A 17,431-nucleotide genomic window follows, 5' to 3' on the forward strand; every position below is an offset into this window, starting at 1 on the left:
TTAACCAAACCTCCTATAATCATGGAAAACTTGCAAGTTCAAAATTTCGGTTGCCAGGAACTCGACGCAACTACAGCCCAGGAAGTAAACGGGGGCTTCCTTTCCCTCGGCCTTAACAACGTAAACGGTAAAATTACCCTTGGAGCACAACTTGACACCAACGCATTACTGGGCAGCCTTCCCGGCCTTCCCGGCACTGGCGGCGGCCTGCCTGGCCTCGGTGGCCTGGGCGACCTCCTGTCTCCCGTGACCAACCTGCTGAACAGCCTCCTCGGCGGCCTCGGCGGCGGTCTGCTGCGCTAGTCGTACCTGAACCCTGGTGGCGCCCGCGGTACTGGGCGCCACTATTCTTTTTAACCATAAACCTGAACACATGGAAAACTTCAAACTCGAAGAACTGGGCTGCGAAGAACTGACCCAAATCGAAGCCGTAGACACACAAGGCGGCCTGCTGGACCTTAGCGGCCTGCTCGACGGCCTGCTCGGCGGCATCCTCGGCGGCGGCGAAGGCAACCCCGTAGGCGGTCTCCTTTCCACCGTTACCAACCTCCTCAACAGCCTCCTCGGTGGCCTCGGCGGGATCGTAAGACCCCTCTAATGCTCCGGCGGAGGACCACACACTCCTCCCAGGCATCTCAAGCGGCTGCCGCTCCCATGCGCAGCCGCTCTTTTTTTCCCCACCCCGGCGAACGGCTTCTTCCCTCCAACCACCCCGCCGGCCGCAAGCGTCGTTAACCCGCCAGATCGGGCCGCTTATCCATCCCCATAAAAATCTTACGGGCCTGTAGCCATCCATCCATTCCCCGAATCCTGTATTTTTGCCGCAAACATTATTACATGAGGATCGTCACTTATAACGTCAACGGCCTGCGTTCGGCCATGACCAAAGGATTCACCGAATGGCTCAAAACCGACCCGGCAGACGTGATCTGCCTGCAGGAAGTGAAAGCCCACCGCGATAACGTGGACTACCAGCAGTTCGAACAGCTCGGCTTCCATGATTACTGGCACCCTGCCCAGAAAAAAGGGTACAGCGGCGTGGCCATCCTCTCCAAATTCAAACCCGACCACGTACAATACGGGAACGGATATATGCAGAGCGACGCCGAAGGAAGGGTGATCCGCGCCGATTATGGCGACCTCACCCTCATCAACGCCTATTTCCCCTCCGGCACCACCGGCGAGGAAAGACAAACCTATAAATACCAGTGGCTCGACGAGTTCTACGAATATCTCCAGCAATTGCGCAAGGAACGCCCGAACCTGGTGGTAGTGGGCGACTACAACATCGCGCACGAGGCGATCGATATTCACAATCCCGTTTCCAACAAGGATTCTTCCGGATTCCTGCCCGAGGAGCGCGCCTGGATGACCAAGCTCCTCAGCAACGGGTTCACAGACAGCTTCCGCGCCATGCACCCCGGGGCCGCCGACCATTACTCCTGGTGGAGCTTCCGCGCCAACGCACGCGCCAATAACAAGGGCTGGCGTATCGACTACATCACCGTCTCCGATCCCCTCCGCCAACGCATCGAAGACGCGGCGATCCGGCCAGACGTGAAGCACAGCGACCATTGCCCCGTTTATCTCAAACTCAAACAAGCATGATCATATATAACGTCACCACCAAAGTAACGCCCGAAATCCACGCCAGCTGGCTGCAATGGATGCGGGAGGAACACATCCCCACCATCATCGGCACCGGCTTTTTCCATGATTACCGCATGTGCCGCCTGCTGGACCAGGACGATTCCGACGGGCCAACGTATACCGTTCAGTACTTCGCAGACACCCTGGAGAACTATAATACCTATATCCAGGAGCACGCTCCGCGCTTGCGGCAGCAGGCTTTCGAGCTGTTCGGAGACCAGTTTGTAGCCTTCAGAACGGTGATGCAGGTGGTATGATCCGCATAACTTATCCACAGGTAATCCACTGTTTTAAAATGGGTGGGTATTTGGCACAAAACTTGGCAGGGACGGGCGTTTCAGCGCAAATAGCATTCAAACTCAATGCAGTAGCGCATTTCAGCAGAACAGGCAAATCGCCGGCTTTCCGTTTTTGCATATCTCAATCTGCTGTAAACGTTACCTGTAGGGTTTTTCAGCCGGTAAAAAAGTTTTGCTGTAATTTGGTAATCTTGTAAAAGGCTTTATATTTGCTCACATCAAACATTTTCTCACTAGTTAAATCTTAACTAACTATGAACAAAGCCGAAGCAGTAGAAGTCATTGCAAAAAACGCCGGTATTACCAAAACCCAGGCCAACGACGCTCTGGACGCATTCACCAAAGCAGTTACCGATACCCTGAAAAAAGGTGGTAAAGTTACCCTGGTAGGCTTTGGTACTTTCTCTGTTAGCAAACGCGCTGCACGTAACGGTAGAAACCCCCAGACTGGCCAGATCATCAAGATCAAAGCTAAGAAAGTGGCTAAATTCAAAGCCGGTAAAGCGCTGTCCGACAAGATCTAACACTTGGCGACCCAACTTTATTAAGCAAGGAACATCAAATGTTTCTTGCTTTTTTTATTTTTGCAGCCGGAAGCCCTCCCGCAGGAGGCAACTTCCCCTTATCATTCATCAATAAAAAATCATTCGACCATGGGTAGAGGTGATATCAAAACCAAGAAAGGCAAGATCTCCAACGGATCTTTTGGCAAAAGCCGTCCGGCTAAAACCAAGAAAGCCACTGCTGCTAAAGCCGCCGCTAAGAAAGCTTAATCGCACGCAGACAATAAAAGGGGATACCAGGCAACTGCCGCCAAGGCATATGACCGGTATCCCCTTTATTATTTTCACCCCCTGATCAGGGCGCCAATCGCTCGATCTTCCAGCTCCCGGCGGGTTCCAGGGTATACAACAACCTGTCGTGCAGCCGGCTGCTCCGCCCCTGCCAGAACTCCACTTTCTCCGGCACCACCAGGTATCCGCCCCAATGTTCCGGCCGCTGCGGCGCATGCTGGAGGTATTGCGCTTCCAGGGATTTCACCTTTTCTTCCAGCACTTCCCTCCCCGGTATCACCCGGCTTTGAGGGCTCGCGATCGCCCCGATCCTGCTGCCAACCGGGCGGGAATCGAAATATTCGTCGCTCACCGCCGGCGCCACCTTCACCACCCGGCCTTCCACCCTCACCTGCCGCTCCAGCTCCTTCCAGAAGAAAAGCAGCGTGGCCCGGGGGTTCTCCGCCAGCTCCTGCCCCTTCCGGCTTTCATAGTTCGTGAAGAACATAAACCCCTTCCCGTCGAAGCTTTTCAGCAATACGATCCTCGCAGAAGGTATACCATCCGGCGTACAGGTAGCCAGCGTCATGGCGTTCGGCTCTTCGATCTCCCCCGCCAGCACCTCCTGCCACCAATGGTCGAACTGCTGCACGGGATGAACAGCTACTTCCCGCTCGTTAAGCGTGGCGCGGCGATAATCCTGCCGCAGGTCTGCTATCTTCTGATTGATCATTTTCGGCTTCTTTTTTGCAAAATTACGGGATATTGAACCTTCGGAGACTGACGATTGTCTCTATTACTGGTAATTTCCATCAATCCAAAAAAACACAACATGCATAAACACCTCCTCATTCCCGCCGCTTTCCTCGCCCTGGCCGCCTGCCAATCCGCCACAAAAAAAGACGGAAACGCCGACAGCACCGCCGTTCCCGCTTCCACCGAATTGCCCGCCACCTGGGCCAAACGATTCAAAGGCTCGCTGGCAGGACAAAACATCACGCTCCTGCTCCAAAAAGCCGGTCAAAACGATTTCCGTGGATGGTACACCTATGATTCCCATGGCGAACCCATCGCTTTACGCCCGTTTTACGGCGAAAAAAGGACGGACGACAGCGTGATCGTCAACGAAGGCTACACGGAAACCGACGGTGTTTTCCGCGGGATGGTGAGCGCCGACGGGCATTTCAAGGGGAAATGGGTGAACGTGAAAAATACCTTCGACTTCGACCTGGCCGAAAATAACGACAGCGCCGTGATCTTCTCCGTGATCGCCTACGCCGATTCCACCCGGCTCCTGCCCGACCGGTCCAACTCCCCTCTGGCCAGGGCTTCCACGTATACCATCTGGCCCACCGGCGGCGGCGAAAGCACGGTCGCGTTTCTGCAGAAAACCCTCGCCCCCGGGATCCCGCAAGGTTCCACACCGGCCTCCCTGCTCAAAAACGGCGCAGACTCATTCTTCACCAATTATAAAAGCAACGCAAAAGACTTCGATTCCACCAGCATGGGCCCCTCCTGGAGCTGGAGCACCGAATCCGGCTCGGTAGTAGCCTGGAACCAGTGGCCCCTGCTCGCCATCGAAGACTGGACCTACGAATTCACCGGCGGGGCCCACGGGAACGGAGGGTCGAACTTCTCCGCCTACGACCTCGCCAAACAGAAAAAACTCACCCTGGCAGACGTTTTCAAGCCCAATTACAAACCCGTCGTATCCGCCGCGCTCGGCAAATCGTACCTAAAAAAATACCAGGTGAAATCCCTCGAAGAAGCCGGGCTTTTCGTGAAAAAAATCGAGCCGAACGATAACTTCTTCCTGACTTCCCACGGCGTAGTATTCAGTTATACCCCCTACGAGATCGCCGCCTATGCAATGGGGCAGATCACCCTGTTCGTGCCCTGGGCCGACATAAAAACGGTGGTACAGGAAGGCTACGCACGATAGCCTCCGTTTCGCGGTTTTGTGGTAATTTCGTCCGTAATCTCCGGCATCATGAGAATGTTGATCTGTATGCTAACGGCACTGGCGCCCCTGTGCGCATGCCAGTCCGGGCAAAAGAAGCCAGCCGCTTTGGATAGTACCGCCGCCGCCGTTGCGCCGGTCAAAGTATCCGTCGCCCATTCCTTTTACAAGCAATTCAAAGGTACATTGGCCGGCCAGCCGGTTACGATGCAGCTTGTCAAATATGCGCCTGGCGATTATGAGGCCTGGTACCTTTATGATAAAGCAGGCGAGCCCATCGGCCTCTCGCTTTCCCGCGAAACGGCAGACAGCCTCATTTTCGCGGAGTTCGCGGGGCCGAATAACGAGAACATCTTCAGCGGGACTTTCGACGGATCGCAATTCCGCGGCATCTGGACCGGCAATGAAAAGTCGTTCGAATTCGGGCTGCAGGAAGATATGGACAGCGCCATTACGTTCGGGACGTATGTGTTCGGGGATTCGGCGAAGTTGCGGCCGGGCGATGCTTCGTCGCCCATGGCGCAATTCAGCGCCGGGATGATTTGGCCTTCGGGCGGCGCCGACGCTGACATCATCGCGTTTCTCCGCAAGGCGATGCAGCCGGATATGAAACCGGGGGAAATGCCTTCGCAGGTGTTAAAATCCTCGGCGCTGGGGTACCTTTCCGGTTACCAGGACAATTTGAAAACCATCGATTCATCCGGGATCGAATCCGGATCGGGGGCTACCTGGAACTGGGAATCGCACGAGTCGCAAAGCGTGGTATGGAATAAATACCCTTTGCTGGTGATCGCCAATTTCAGTTATGATTACAGTGGCGGCGCCCACGGGAACTACGGCACTACATTTGATGCGTACGACCTCGCCGCGAAGAAAAAACTCACGGTGAAAGACGTTTTCAAGCCGGGATATAAACCCGCGGTGGGCGCCGCGCTGGAGAAAGCCTTCCGCAAACAGTTCCGCGTACCGGCAGGGGAACCGCTGGACAAGGGGTTCCTCTTCGAACCGCATATCGTGCCGAACGAAAATTTTTACCCGACCGGTAAGGGGGTCGTTTTTAGCTTTATCCCTTACGAAATCGCCGCGTACGCAGTGGGACAAATCTCGCTGTTCGTACCCTGGAGCGACATCCGCTCCGTCGTACAACCGGCATATTTACCAAAAACATGATCAATCCGCAACAGGAACAATATAATCAACGGTACGAGGAAGTATACGCCCGCCTCAACAGCGCGCAGCGCGAAGCGGTGGACAATACCGAAGGGCCCGTGATGGTGATCGCCGGGCCGGGAACGGGCAAAACCCAGATCCTGGCGTCGCGCATCGGCAAAATCCTCCGCGACACCGACTTCCTCCCCCACAACATCCTCTGCCTCACTTACACCGATGCCGGCACCGTAGCCATGCGCAAGCGGCTCACCGACTTTATCGGGCCAGACGCCTATCGCGTCAACATCCATACTTTCCACTCGTTCTGCAACGAAGTAATCCAGGACAACCTGTCGCTTTTTGAAAAGAACGTGCTCGATCCGATCTCCGATCTCGAAAAGATACAACTGCTCAAAACCCTCATCGACGGGTTCTCCAAAGACAATCCGCTCAAGCGCTACCGCGGCGATGTGTATTTCGATATGCGCAACCTGGCGAGCCTTTTCTCGACCATGAAGCGCGAAGGCTGGACGGTCCCTTTCATCCGCGAACGCGTGGAAGCCTACGTGGAATCGCTGCCGGAACGCACCGAATACATCTATCAACGCAACTCCGGCCGCTTCAAAAAAGGCGACCTGAAACAGGACAAACTGAACGGCGAACGGGAAAAAATGGCCCGGCTCCTCGCGGCCGTGGAGCAATTCGACGTGTTCCAGCAACTCATGCACAAAGCGAACCGTTACGATTTCGACGACATGATCAATTGGGTGATCCGCGCATTCCGCGAACATCCCAACCTCCTGCTCGACTATAAGGAACGTTTTCAATATATACTGGTGGACGAATACCAGGATACCAGCGGTACCCAGAATATGCTCATCGGCCTGCTCACTTCCGGCGAGGAAAAGCCGAACGTGTTCGTGGTGGGGGACGATGACCAGTCGATCTACCGCTTCCAGGGCGCCAACGTGGAAAACATGGAGCAATTCGCCAACGATCACCTTGCGCACGACCTGCGGACGGTGGTGCTGACGCAGAATTACCGTTCCGTGCAGAACATCCTCGACGTGTCGATGTCGGTGATCGCACATAACGAGGGCTCGCGGCTGGTAGACAAGTTGCCCGGCCTCAGCAAGCAACTGAAAGCATCCAACGACAAACTGACGCCGCTGGACCTGCCGCCCGTGATCCGCCGGTACAACACTCCCCGCGACGAGATGGCCCACATCACCCTCGAAGTGGAGGGCCTCCTGGGCCGCGGCGTGAACCCGGGGAAAATCGCCGTCATATATAAAGAGAACCGGTACGGCGAAGAGCTGGCGCAGTATTTCCGGCTGAAAGGCGTGCCTTTCTTCTCGAAACGCAACCAGAACCTTTTCGAGATCCCCTTCGCCAAAAAGGTGCTGCAGATAGTCCGGTACATTGCGCGCGAGCTGGAAACGCCGTACAGCGGCGACGATATTCTTTTCGAGCTCCTGCATTACGATTTTTATAAGGTGCCGCCCATCGAAACGGCGCGCATCAGCATAGAAGTAGCGGAAAAAGGATATGCGGAAAAATCCTCCATCCGCAAATACCTCCAGGAATGGGTGAACACCCGCAACCCCACGCTGTTTTCGCTCGCCCCGCACGATGAAGCCCTGCGGCTGGGGCGCCTCCTCGAAAAATGGATCGGCGACGCGCATAACATCACGCTGCAACAACTGTTTTCGTCCATCATCAGCGACGGCGGCATCCTCCAGTACATCCTCGCCAGCCCGGAAAAAATCTGGCTCATGAAAGTGCTCCAGGCGCTGTTCGACTTCGTCAAAGACGAAACGCGCCGCCGGCCAGAAATGAACGTGGTAAAACTCATGGAAACCATCGACCTGATGGAATCCAACGGGCTGTCGATCCCCCTGATCCAGGTGTCGGGCAACGAAAAGGGCGTCAATTTACTGACCGCCCACGGCTCGAAAGGCCTGGAATTCGAATATGTGTTCATCGCGGGGGTAACGTCCAACATCTGGGAAGACAAGAAAAAGATGTCGGGCGGGTTCTCTTTCCCCGACACCGTTTTTACCACGGAAGCCACCTCCACCGACCAGCAGGAGCTGCGCCGGCTGTTTTACGTGGCCATCACCCGTGCCGAAAAACATCTCTACATCAGTTATCCCGAATTTAAACAGGACGGCAAACCATTGGTACCCAGTGTGTTCGTAGCCGAAATACAGCAAGTGCACAATCTCGACGTGGTGCCGGTTATCATGGACGACGAAACCATGTTCCATTTCGAGATCCTGCAATACGGCAAGGAACAGGCGCCGGAGATCGAGAAAGTGGACCAGCTGTTTATCGATACCCTGCTGAGCGGGTTTACGATGAACGTGACGGCGTTGAATAATTACCTGCATTGCCCGCTCGCGTTTTTCTACCAGAATCTGCTCCGCGTGCCTTCCGGGCGGTCGGAGAACACGGAATTCGGCTCCGCGGTGCACTTTGCGCTGGAGAAGCTTTTCCAGAAGATGCAGGAAAAGAAGAACGAGTTCCCCCCGAAAGAAGAGTTCATCAAAGATTTCCGGTACAGCATGCTCCGCAGCCGGGAAGCCTTTACCAAAGAGGCTTTCAACCGGAGAATGGAATACGGGGAAGAGATCCTTTCCAATTATTACGACAAATACCTCCCGGTCTGGAACCGCATCGTCAGCATCGAGCGGAACATCCGGAACGTGGTGGTGAACGGCGTTCCGCTGAAAGGGAAGATCGACAAGCTCGAGTTCGACGGCAGCAATGTGAACGTGGTGGATTACAAAACCGGGGATTATGAAAAAACGAAGAAGGATTACAAGAAATTCGACCGGCCCAACGATCGCAATCCCAACGGGGGCGACTATTGGCGGCAGGCGGTTTTCTATAAAATCCTCCTCGATAATTATAAGCAGAAGAACTGGCATGTGGTGAGCACGGAGTTCGATTTCGTGGAGCCGAACAAGCAGAAGGAATATTTCAAGGAGAAGATCGACATCCTCCCCGAAGATATAACGACGGTGAACCAGCAGATCCGCGACACCTGGGTCCGCATCCAGAACAAGGAGTTTTATACCGGCTGCGGGAAAGACGACTGCAAATGGTGCAACTTCGTGAAAGACAATAAGCTGGAGGTGGCGTTGCACACCCTGGTGGAGGAGGAAGAATAATTAATGGCCAACAAACAGTAAGTTTGCAAATCATAAAAATTCAGCGAAAAGGAATCATGAATCATATAATGCGTGGCTGGACCGGCTTTTGGATCGTTCTCATGGCTTGCGGCTATCTATTTTCCGGCTGCGCCAACATCGTGCCGCCCGGCGGCGGGCCGCGAGACACCCTGGCGCCGAGGGTCCTGTCCGTTTCCCCGCCCGATTCCACCCTCAATTTCAACGAACAGCGCGTTACGTTCCGGTTCGATGAATACGTGGAGCTGGATAATGTGCTGGAAAAGCTCATCGTGTCGCCCACGCTGAAACGCACGCCCGTGATCACCGCCAAATTGCGCTCGGTGACCATGGTGATCAAGGATTCCCTCCAACCCAACACCACTTATACTTTCAACCTGGGAGACGCCGTGAAGGACGTGAACGAGCGCAACCCGATCGAAGACTTCCAGTACGTGGTGTCTACCGGCGATTACCTCGATTCCATCACCCTGTCGGGCACCATCCTCATCGCCGAAACCGGCAAGCCGGACAGTAACGTGGCCGTGATGCTGTATTCCAATATCACGGAAGACTCCGTGGTGTCCAAGGAAAAACCGTTGTACCTGGCCAAAACCAAAGGCAACGGAACGTTCCGGTTCAAGAACCTCAAGCCGGGCACTTACAGGATTTTCGCCCTGAAAGAAGAAAACCGCGATTTCCAGTATACGGAAGCCGACGAGCTCATCGCCTATTACGATGCGCCGCTCGATTTGTCGGAAAATTTGGCGGATGTGAATATGTCGCTCTTCAGGGAGCCGGATTCGCTCCGGCCGAAATACGAAGACCTGGCCGCGCCGGAAGAAGCCCAGCCGCAGCAGGAAGAAAAGAAGAAAGACGACAAGAAGAAACCCAAACTGATCGTGAGCGCCGATCTTAGCGGCGGGCGCCAGGAACTGGGCGACAGCCTTACCCTGTCTTTCAACTTCCCCATCCGCAGCCTCGATTCTTCCGCCATTTCGCTGCTGGAAGATACGACCCTCCGGCCCGTGCGGTTCGGGCTGACCGTGGCGGATACCACTATGAAGCAGTTCAGGATGTCGTACAACTGGAAGCCCGGCATGCCTTACCAGCTGATCCTCCCCGCGGGCTTCGCCACCGATACCACCGGGCTGCAAACGGCGAAGGCGGATACCGTCCGCTTCGAAGCCAAACAGCTGGACGATTACGGTACCGTGACCGTAAATCTCAGCGTGAGCGACAGCGCCCGCCACATCCTGCCCGAAAGCGACAGCAGTTACCAGTTTGTGGTGCAGCTGGTGCAGGGCGGAAAGGAAGTGAAATATACCGGCATTGTGAAAAACGGCAAATGGGAACGCGGGCTCATCCAGCCCGGGGAGTACGAAATCCGCGTGATCGTGGACCGGAACTTCAACGGGCGCTGGGATACGGGCATTTATTACCGAAACCCGAAAAAGCAGCCCGAAACGGTGTTTACCTTCAAAGATCCCATCAACGTTAAAAAGAACTGGACGGTCCCCACTAACGTCAAACTATAGTCAATATCCGTAATTTTGCCGTATGATCTTTTCTTCCGCATTGATAGAAAATGCAGTCAGCGAGTTTGCGCGGCTGCCGGGCGTGGGCAAGAAAACGGCTTTACGGCTGGTGCTGCACCTGCTGAAGCAGGATACGGCCCAGGTGGAAGGTTTCGCGGAGGCCATCGCCAAAATGCGCCGGCAGATCAAGTTCTGCAAAACCTGCCATAACGTTTCCGACGAAGATACCTGTACCATTTGCGCCAACGCTTCCCGCAATCATAAAGTAGTGTGCGTCGTGGAATCCATCCGCGATGTGATCGCCATTGAAAATACCCAGCAGTTTAACGGGGTGTACCATGTGCTGGGGGGCATCATTTCGCCGATCGACGGGATCGGGCCAGACCAGTTGCAGATCCATTCCCTGGTGGAGCGGGTGCAGCGGGACGGTGTGGAAGAGGTCATTATGGCCCTGAGCCCTACCATCGAAGGGGATACCACCATCTATTATTTATCGAAAAAGTTGAAGGATTACCCGGTGAAAGTGACTACCATCGCCCGGGGGATCGCTTTCGGCGGGGAACTGGAATATGCCGACGAAATGACGCTCGCCCGGTCGCTCACCAACCGCCTCCCGCTCGACAACTACCTCCAACAGGGCAAATAGGGCTTGATTTTTGTACGTTGAAACGTATATTTGGATAGACAACACCGAGTTTTTAACCATCCCTCAAAACAGGCTGAACATGTTCAAAATATTTCTGCTTTCCGCCCTTTTCCCCGTCCTTTTCGGGAATGTGTATGATATTAAGGTAGACGCCATCGAAGGCGGCAAGATCGATTTCTCGAAATACAAGGGCAAAAAGATCCTGATCGTCAACACCGCGTCTCAATGCGGGAACACGCCGCAATATGCCGAGCTGGAAAAGCTGTACAGGCAATACCACGGTAAACTGGTGATCGTAGGCTTTCCCGCCAACAACTTCGGCGGCCAGGAACCCGGTTCCAATGCCGATATCAAGGCGTTCTGCACCAAGGAATACGCCGTAACCTTCCCCATGGCGGCGAAAATCTCCGTGAAGGGGGCAGACATCCACCCGATCTACAAATGGCTGACGGAAGAAGCGAAAGCCAAACAGCTCGCCCCGGAAGAGGTGACCTGGAACTTCCAAAAGTACCTGCTGAACGAAAAAGGGGAACTGATCGCCGTTTTCAAACCGCGTACTTCGGTTTTTAGTCCGGAAGTGACCGCCGCGATCGAAGGGAAATAACCAATTATCCCGTATTTTTACCGCCATGTTTTTCGCGGATATCATCGGACAGGAAGCCACGCGCGACCAGATTTTGCATGCGGTTGAAAACAACCGGCTCAGCCACGCCATGATCATGCTGGCCCCCGAAGGAGCGGGCGGGCTGCCCATGGGACTGGCCTTTGCGCAATACCTTGTATGCGAGAACCGCCAGGGGCATGATTCCTGCGGCGAGTGTTCCGCCTGTGTGAAAGCACGGAAGTATATCCATCCCGACATTCATTTCTCCTACCCCGTCATCCCCCGCAAATCGGGCGACAAGCCTGTCAGCACCGATTATGCGAGCGAGTGGCGCGAATTTGTGGCGCAGCAGCCGTATGGCAACGCGTACGACTGGCTGCAGTTCATCGGCGCGGAGAACAAACAGGGCAATATTACGGCCCATGAATGCCAGGACATTATCCGGAAACTGAACCTGAAGAGCTTCGAAAGCCCTTTCAAGATATTGCTCATGTGGATGCCGGAATACCTCGGGAACGAGGGCAACCGGCTGCTGAAGCTCATCGAGGAGCCGCCGGCCAATACGGTTTTCATCCTCGTGGCGGAAAACCAGGAGCAGATCCTGGCGACCATCCTGTCGAGAACGCAGCTCATCAAGATCAATCCGTTGCCGAAAGAAGAGATCGTGAAAGCCCTCACCCAGCGGAACGCCGTTCCCGAAACGCGTGCCCGCCAGATCGCCACGATCGCGTCGGGGAACTATCGCGAAGCGGTGCAACTGCTCAACCATTCCGATAACGATTACCATGAACTTTTGCGTAACTGGCTCAATGCCATCTTCATGCAAAACAGGGCGGGGCTCCAGGAGTGGGTAGACCATATGGCCAGCGCCAAAATGGGCCGTGAAAACCAGAAGCAGTTCATCCGCTACTTCATCAACGTGCTGGAGCACAGTCTCCGCGTTCAATATATGGACCCCTCGCAGCTCGCTTTCACCCAGGAAGAGATCGATTTCGCAGAAAAACTGAAAAAACTGGCCAACCTCGGTCAAATGGGCCAGATCATGGAAGAACTGGACAATGCGTACTATCACATCGAGCGGAACGCTAACGGGAAAATCCTGTTCCACGCGCTCTCCATCAGGCTTCAGTACGTCTTTAAGGGCCGTCCGCTGCCTGTTTAGCTGTCAACTATTTAACGTACCTTTGTCCGGCTATTTCCCTATACGCCCTTTTGAATCTGGAAGTTAATATGTACTTTTAGTGACCTGGGGTACCAGGGATCAACATTTTTTAAATTAATAAACCGAATAATATGGCTTGTGCCGGATGTGGTACGGGTGCAGAGGGGAAGCCGACGGGATGCAAGAGCAATGGAGGATGTAGCAGTGGCGGATGTAACCGCCTCAACGTCTTCGACTGGCTTTCCAATATTCCCTTGAGTGATAGTTTAGCACCATTCGATATTTTAGAAGTAAGTTTTAATAACGGTAGTCGCAAAGATTTCTTCAGAAATTCCACCAAACAACAGTTCGAGAAGGGCGAAATGGTGGCTGTGGAAGGGATCAGCGGTTTTGACGTAGGCATGGTCAACCTCACCGGCGAACTGGTGAAGTTGCAGATGAAGAAGAGACGGGTGGAAGATACACCCGAAGTGAAAAAGGTACTCCGCCGCGCGTCTAACGACGATATGCACCGCATGTCGGAGAACAAAAACCGTGAGCGGGACGCGCTGATCAAGGCACGTGCCATCGCCCGGAACCTGGGCCTGGAGATGAAGCTTGCAGAAGTGGAAATCCAGGCAGACGGCCGGAAAGCGACTTTCTTCTACACGGCAGACGACCGTGTCGATTTCCGTGAATTGATTAAAGTATATGCCTCCGAATTCCGTGTAAAGGTGGAAATGCGCCAGATCGGCGCCCGCCAGGAAGCAGGAAAAGTAGGCGGCATCGGCTCTTGCGGCCGTGAATTGTGCTGCTCCACCTGGCTGACCGATTTCAAATCGGTAAACACGACCGCAGCCCGTTACCAAAACCTCTCCATCAACCAGGCGAAGCTTTCCGGCCAGTGCGGCCGTCTGAAATGCTGCCTGAACTACGAACTGGATACCTACCTCGACGCCCTGAAAGATTTCCCCGACGATTGCGATGTGATCGAAACCTCCACAGGCAAAGCCTCGCTGCAGAAAAGGGATATCTTCAAGAACCTGATGTGGTACTCCTACGACAACAGCAACAAACAATACCCCCTCACCATCACCCGTGTGAAGGAAATCCGCCAGCTCAATACCCAGGGCATCCGTCCGGACGAGCTGAAGGCGGTGGAAGTGGTAACGTCCAAACCCAATAAGGAAGCCGATCTCGGGTTTGCCGACGTGGTAGGCCAGATCAGTCTCCGCTCCCTCGAAAAAGCGTCCCAGAAGCGCAAGGCCAAAAGCCGCGAAAAGCAGAAGGAACAGCAGCAACAAAAGGAGAACAAAGGCAAGGGCGGTGATCAGAAACCCCGGGAGCAACGGCCCGACAATCGCGGCGGTGACCAAAAGCCACGCGAAAACCGTGGAGATCAGAAACCACGCGAGCCCAGGCCGGATAACCGGGGCGGAGAACAAAAACCCCGGGAACACCGTGAACACCGCGGCGGCGACCAAAAGCCACGCGAAAACCGCGGAGATCAGAAACCACGCGAGAACCGCGGCGGCGAGCAAAAACCCAGGGAACCCCGGGAGCCCCGCGAAAACCGTGGCGACCAGAAACCCCGGGAACCCCGCGAAAACCGCGGTGGTGATCAAAAACCCCGCGAGCCTCGTGAACCGCGCGAGCCCCGTGGCGACCAAAAGCCCCGGGAACCCCGCGAAAACCGCGGCGGCGACCAAAAGCCCAGGGAGCCCCGCGGCGATCAGAAACCCCGGGAACCCCGCGGCGGCGATCAAAAACCCCGCGAGCCTCGCGAACCGCGCGAGCCCCGTGGCGAACAAAAGCCCAGAGAACCACGCGAGAACCGCGGTGGCGATCAAAAGCCCAGGGAACCACGCGAGCCGAAGCCTGAAAACAATCAATAATTTTCGAGTACCTTCGTATACAAGAGAGACGCATTCCGGTGCGTCTCTCTTTATTGTACCATGATCGGATTCCCACCCCGATATAGCACCTACGCTTCCCTCTCCCACCGCAGCACGGAGGAACGGCTCATCCTTTTCTGGCTCGCCGCCGAAAGGCTCGAATGGGAAGTAGGCACCGCCACCCCCGATAGCCTCACCGCCTTCACCCACTTCAGCCTTAAATCGTGGAACGAACAGGTCAGCATCGACTTCTCACAGGAAGAGATCGAACTGTTCAGTGTTTCCACCGGCGTACAGGTCCTCGACTTCGGGCGTAACCGCCAGAACGTGATCCGCCTGCTGAGGGCGCTCCATTCCATCGACGCCGCCATTGCGCCGGATGAACTGGAAGCCGCCATCCGGGAGCGCCGGCACCTTATCCGTCCGGAAGGGGAAACGGTCCATCTCACACGGAGCCGAAGGGTGGTAAACGGTTTCACGCAGGTTTTCAAGCCGGTGAAAGGTTATTTCGTGACGCCGATCCTCATCGTCCTCAACGCCCTCATCTTCCTCATCACCACCAACAAATGGCTGTTCCCGCAAAGTAGCGGCTGGACGCCCGCCGGCGAAGCACTCAACGCCGTGGGCGCCAACTACAAGCCGCTAACGCTCTTCGGTGAGCCATGGAGGCTGGTTTCGGCCGGGTTCCTCCATGCCAACGGGTTCCATCTCTTCTTTAATATGTACGCCGTGATGATGTGCGGCATTTACCTGGAGCCCCTCCTCGGAAGGGCCCGGTTCGCCCTCGTCTATCTCCTGACCGGCATCGGCGGCGCCCTCGCCGGGCTCTGGTGGTACGATATCACGCCTTCCCTCGGCGCTTCCGCTTCGGTTTTCGGACTGTTCGGGTTTATCCTCGCCCTGCTGCTGCATAAATTCATCGAGCCGCGCGAACGGAAAGCCCTGCTCGTCAGCATCGGGATTTATCTCGTCATGAACCTCGCATCCATCTTCTTTTCCACCAATTACGACCATGCCGCGCATTTCGGCGGACTGTTCTGCGGATTATTCATGGGGCTGCTCTGGCTTCCCGGCCTCCGCCCCACAGCTTCCGCGAAGCGTAAAACGGGCTTCACCGCGCTGGGACTGGCCGTTTGCGGGATCATCTTCTCCGCCGCGTACTTCCTCGCCCCGCGCGATGTGAATGTTTACCTGGAGAAAAGGACCAAAATGGACGAGAATTACCTCATGGCATCGGGCGCCTACACGGCCCGCACCAACGAGGAAAGGATGAAATGGCTGAAGAATTACGCCATTTATTATATGGATGAAAACCTGCGCATCATGGACGAAGTCGACAAACTCCACCTGGCACAGGATTCCCGCAGGCAGAACCGCATCCTGCGCAAGATTTACACCACACAGAAACAATTGTTCGTCTGGAATTATAAAACGCTGTCTGAAGGAAAAAATCCCTACGACACCGAAATCCTCCGCGCGCTCAAGCAGCTCGACAGCCTGCAGCAGCAGCTCGATTACTAGCGCCTACTTCTCTTCCTCGAAATACAATTTGTAATAATTCATGCTCCGCTCCTCGTCGTAGCCGCGCTCGATCATTTCGCGGTTGCCATGCACATATACGTGAAAGTTGCGGTCGAGCTTGAGGATGCTCTTGAAGAATTTCTGGCCTTTCTTGAATGCCGGGTTGCTGATCTCGAATTCGTCGGGCACGTCGAGCTTGTATTCATCGCGGTAATGATCGCGGTACTCGCGGAAGGCGTCTACGGCATCGGGGTGGCCGAGCACTTCCTCCGCAAATTCCTCCATCTTGAATTCTTCCTTCTCTTTAAAATAAGTAGCGGATTTTTTCAGTAGCTCGATCTGGTCGATCCGGTTCATTTCGAACTCTTCCGGCAGTTTTTTCTGGATGAACTGCTGGCACAGGTCTACCATCGTCTCGGTTTGATGGTAGCTGTCTGCCCGGCGCTCCACTTGCAGGAACGCGTCTTTCCAGTACACGGCCTCCTGTTTGCTGTTGCTGTCTACGATGCCGACCTTGAACCCTTCTTCCGGTCCGATATTGAAAACGAGGCAGCCTTTATCGAGTTTGTTGATGTTGATACCGTCGTCGTAGTTCAGTTGGTAGTTTTCGTCGTTGAGGAACACTTTCAGGTAGGTATCGCGGGTTTCCGACTTGAAAATCCCGATCGCTTCCACCTCTTCGCCATCTACCTGGCATTTCGAGAAATGGGTGATATACAGTTCCCCGCCCTTGATTTTGGGATGGGTGGAGTGTTTGTAGAGGTGTTTGGCGATGTTGACGGACTGTTCCTGGAAGTTGTCTTTATTCTCGAAGATGAGGCTGCAATATTTATACACTTCATTGAGCTGGATATCGGCTTCGTGGGTGAAGCGGAAATATTCGGCCATGTTGGCGAATGGCTGGATGAAGTAGCTGAGGAGCAGGGTGCCGATGGTTTCGTCCTGCAGTTCGAGCGGTTGCTGCGAAAGCACGAGAGGCTCGTCGTTATTGCCGTTGCCCACCTTATGGATCGTGAGCAGTTCCAGGTCTTTGATATCCGATACGTGAATCATACGGGCTGCAAATTAGGGGCATTTCCCAT

The 17,431-nt window shown here is 54.8% G+C and carries 17 protein-coding genes; 15 read left to right on the forward strand and 2 right to left on the reverse strand.

What is annotated here, in order from left to right:
• The first annotated feature begins 21 nt into the window (after positions 1 to 21).
• The 6 genes from EJ361_RS06960 to EJ361_RS25855 all read left to right on the forward strand — a co-directional run bounded on the left by EJ361_RS06960 (position 22) and on the right by EJ361_RS25855 (position 2,722).
• Positions 22 to 303 (forward strand): hypothetical protein, encoded by a 282-nt coding sequence (locus EJ361_RS06960; RefSeq protein ID WP_126244669.1) that lies wholly within the window; start codon positions 22 to 24, stop codon positions 301 to 303.
• A gap of 70 nt (positions 304 to 373) precedes the next feature.
• Positions 374 to 598, forward strand: coding sequence for a hypothetical protein (locus EJ361_RS06965; protein ID WP_126244671.1), 225 nt, complete (start codon positions 374 to 376; stop codon positions 596 to 598).
• A 239-nt stretch (positions 599 to 837) separates the two neighbouring features.
• Positions 838 to 1,608 (forward strand): exodeoxyribonuclease III, encoded by a 771-nt coding sequence (locus tag EJ361_RS06970; protein WP_126244673.1) that lies wholly within the window; start codon positions 838 to 840, stop codon positions 1,606 to 1,608.
• The gene (locus EJ361_RS06975) at positions 1,605 to 1,907 is read left to right on the forward strand and encodes a DUF4286 family protein (protein WP_126244675.1); all 303 of its coding nucleotides are present in this window, start codon (positions 1,605 to 1,607) and stop codon (positions 1,905 to 1,907) included. The genes EJ361_RS06970 and EJ361_RS06975 overlap by 4 nt, the downstream gene beginning before the upstream one ends.
• 296 nt (positions 1,908 to 2,203) lie before the next feature.
• Entirely contained in the window at positions 2,204 to 2,473 is a 270-nt protein-coding gene (locus EJ361_RS06980; RefSeq protein ID WP_126244677.1) for an HU family DNA-binding protein, read from the forward strand.
• 45 nt (positions 2,474 to 2,518) lie between these two features.
• The gene (locus EJ361_RS25855) at positions 2,519 to 2,722 is read left to right on the forward strand and encodes a 30S ribosomal protein THX (protein ID WP_240646567.1); all 204 of its coding nucleotides are present in this window, start codon (positions 2,519 to 2,521) and stop codon (positions 2,720 to 2,722) included.
• Positions 2,723 to 2,807: 85 nt separating this feature from the next.
• Here EJ361_RS25855 and pdxH read toward each other — a convergent pair whose 3' ends face one another.
• Positions 2,808 to 3,455, reverse strand: coding sequence for a pyridoxamine 5'-phosphate oxidase (gene pdxH, locus EJ361_RS06990; protein WP_205686947.1), 648 nt, complete (start codon positions 3,453 to 3,455; stop codon positions 2,808 to 2,810).
• A 99-nt stretch (positions 3,456 to 3,554) separates the two neighbouring features.
• Between pdxH and EJ361_RS06995 the strand changes: the two genes are divergently transcribed.
• The 9 genes from EJ361_RS06995 (at position 3,555) to EJ361_RS07035 (ending at position 16,349) form a co-directional block, all read left to right on the forward strand.
• Positions 3,555 to 4,664, forward strand: a complete 1,110-nt coding sequence (locus EJ361_RS06995) for a DUF3298 and DUF4163 domain-containing protein (RefSeq protein WP_126244679.1) — start codon at positions 3,555 to 3,557, stop codon at positions 4,662 to 4,664.
• 48 nt (positions 4,665 to 4,712) lie between these two features.
• A complete protein-coding gene (locus tag EJ361_RS07000) occupies positions 4,713 to 5,852 on the forward strand; it encodes a DUF3298 and DUF4163 domain-containing protein (protein ID WP_126244681.1) in 1,140 nt (379 codons plus the stop codon).
• The gene (locus tag EJ361_RS07005) at positions 5,849 to 9,007 is read left to right on the forward strand and encodes an ATP-dependent helicase (protein ID WP_126244683.1); all 3,159 of its coding nucleotides are present in this window, start codon (positions 5,849 to 5,851) and stop codon (positions 9,005 to 9,007) included. Before EJ361_RS07000 ends, EJ361_RS07005 begins: the two co-directional genes overlap by 4 nt.
• Positions 9,008 to 9,063: 56 nt before the next feature.
• Complete coding sequence (locus tag EJ361_RS07010) at positions 9,064 to 10,542, forward strand: Ig-like domain-containing domain (protein ID WP_126244685.1); 1,479 nt, start codon at positions 9,064 to 9,066, stop codon at positions 10,540 to 10,542.
• 22 nt (positions 10,543 to 10,564) lie between these two features.
• Positions 10,565 to 11,188: a recombination mediator RecR gene (gene recR / locus EJ361_RS07015; RefSeq protein ID WP_126244687.1), complete on the forward strand. Its 624-nt coding sequence runs from the start codon at positions 10,565 to 10,567 to the stop codon at positions 11,186 to 11,188.
• A 79-nt stretch (positions 11,189 to 11,267) separates the two neighbouring features.
• Positions 11,268 to 11,792, forward strand: coding sequence for a glutathione peroxidase (locus EJ361_RS07020; RefSeq protein ID WP_126244689.1), 525 nt, complete (start codon positions 11,268 to 11,270; stop codon positions 11,790 to 11,792).
• A gap of 25 nt (positions 11,793 to 11,817) precedes the next feature.
• Positions 11,818 to 12,954 carry a DNA polymerase III subunit gene (locus EJ361_RS07025; protein WP_126244691.1) on the forward strand — a complete coding sequence of 379 codons (1,137 nt, stop codon included), beginning with the start codon at positions 11,818 to 11,820 and terminating at the stop codon, positions 12,952 to 12,954.
• Positions 12,955 to 13,085: 131 nt separating this feature from the next.
• A complete protein-coding gene (gene ricT / locus EJ361_RS07030) occupies positions 13,086 to 14,828 on the forward strand; it encodes a regulatory iron-sulfur-containing complex subunit RicT (protein ID WP_126244693.1) in 1,743 nt (580 codons plus the stop codon).
• A 60-nt stretch (positions 14,829 to 14,888) separates the two neighbouring features.
• Positions 14,889 to 16,349: a rhomboid family intramembrane serine protease gene (locus EJ361_RS07035; RefSeq protein ID WP_126244695.1), complete on the forward strand. Its 1,461-nt coding sequence runs from the start codon at positions 14,889 to 14,891 to the stop codon at positions 16,347 to 16,349.
• A gap of 3 nt (positions 16,350 to 16,352) precedes the next feature.
• Here EJ361_RS07035 and EJ361_RS07040 read toward each other — a convergent pair whose 3' ends face one another.
• Positions 16,353 to 17,402, reverse strand: a complete 1,050-nt coding sequence (locus EJ361_RS07040) for a nucleoid-associated protein (protein ID WP_126244697.1) — start codon at positions 17,400 to 17,402, stop codon at positions 16,353 to 16,355.
• Positions 17,403 to 17,431: the final 29 nt, after the last annotated feature.

It is taken from the genome of Chitinophaga rhizosphaerae, assembly GCF_003958645.1.
GTDB classification, from domain to species: domain Bacteria; phylum Bacteroidota; class Bacteroidia; order Chitinophagales; family Chitinophagaceae; genus Chitinophaga; species Chitinophaga rhizosphaerae.

Coding starts and splice junctions, on each gene's coding strand:
- EJ361_RS06960 (WP_126244669.1), top strand. CDS start 22: ATGGAAAACTTGCAAGTTCAAAATTTCGGTTGCCAGGAACTCGACGCA.
- EJ361_RS06965 (WP_126244671.1), top strand. CDS start 374: ATGGAAAACTTCAAACTCGAAGAACTGGGCTGCGAAGAACTGACCCAA.
- EJ361_RS06970 (WP_126244673.1), top strand. CDS start 838: ATGAGGATCGTCACTTATAACGTCAACGGCCTGCGTTCGGCCATGACC.
- EJ361_RS06975 (WP_126244675.1), top strand. CDS start 1,605: ATGATCATATATAACGTCACCACCAAAGTAACGCCCGAAATCCACGCC.
- EJ361_RS06980 (WP_126244677.1), top strand. CDS start 2,204: ATGAACAAAGCCGAAGCAGTAGAAGTCATTGCAAAAAACGCCGGTATT.
- pdxH (WP_205686947.1), bottom strand. CDS start 3,455: ATGATCAATCAGAAGATAGCAGACCTGCGGCAGGATTATCGCCGCGCC.
- EJ361_RS06995 (WP_126244679.1), top strand. CDS start 3,555: ATGCATAAACACCTCCTCATTCCCGCCGCTTTCCTCGCCCTGGCCGCC.
- EJ361_RS07000 (WP_126244681.1), top strand. CDS start 4,713: ATGAGAATGTTGATCTGTATGCTAACGGCACTGGCGCCCCTGTGCGCA.
- EJ361_RS07005 (WP_126244683.1), top strand. CDS start 5,849: ATGATCAATCCGCAACAGGAACAATATAATCAACGGTACGAGGAAGTA.
- EJ361_RS07010 (WP_126244685.1), top strand. CDS start 9,064: ATGAATCATATAATGCGTGGCTGGACCGGCTTTTGGATCGTTCTCATG.
- recR (WP_126244687.1), top strand. CDS start 10,565: ATGATCTTTTCTTCCGCATTGATAGAAAATGCAGTCAGCGAGTTTGCG.
- EJ361_RS07020 (WP_126244689.1), top strand. CDS start 11,268: ATGTTCAAAATATTTCTGCTTTCCGCCCTTTTCCCCGTCCTTTTCGGG.
- EJ361_RS07025 (WP_126244691.1), top strand. CDS start 11,818: ATGTTTTTCGCGGATATCATCGGACAGGAAGCCACGCGCGACCAGATT.
- ricT (WP_126244693.1), top strand. CDS start 13,086: ATGGCTTGTGCCGGATGTGGTACGGGTGCAGAGGGGAAGCCGACGGGA.
- EJ361_RS07035 (WP_126244695.1), top strand. CDS start 14,889: ATGATCGGATTCCCACCCCGATATAGCACCTACGCTTCCCTCTCCCAC.
- EJ361_RS07040 (WP_126244697.1), bottom strand. CDS start 17,402: ATGATTCACGTATCGGATATCAAAGACCTGGAACTGCTCACGATCCAT.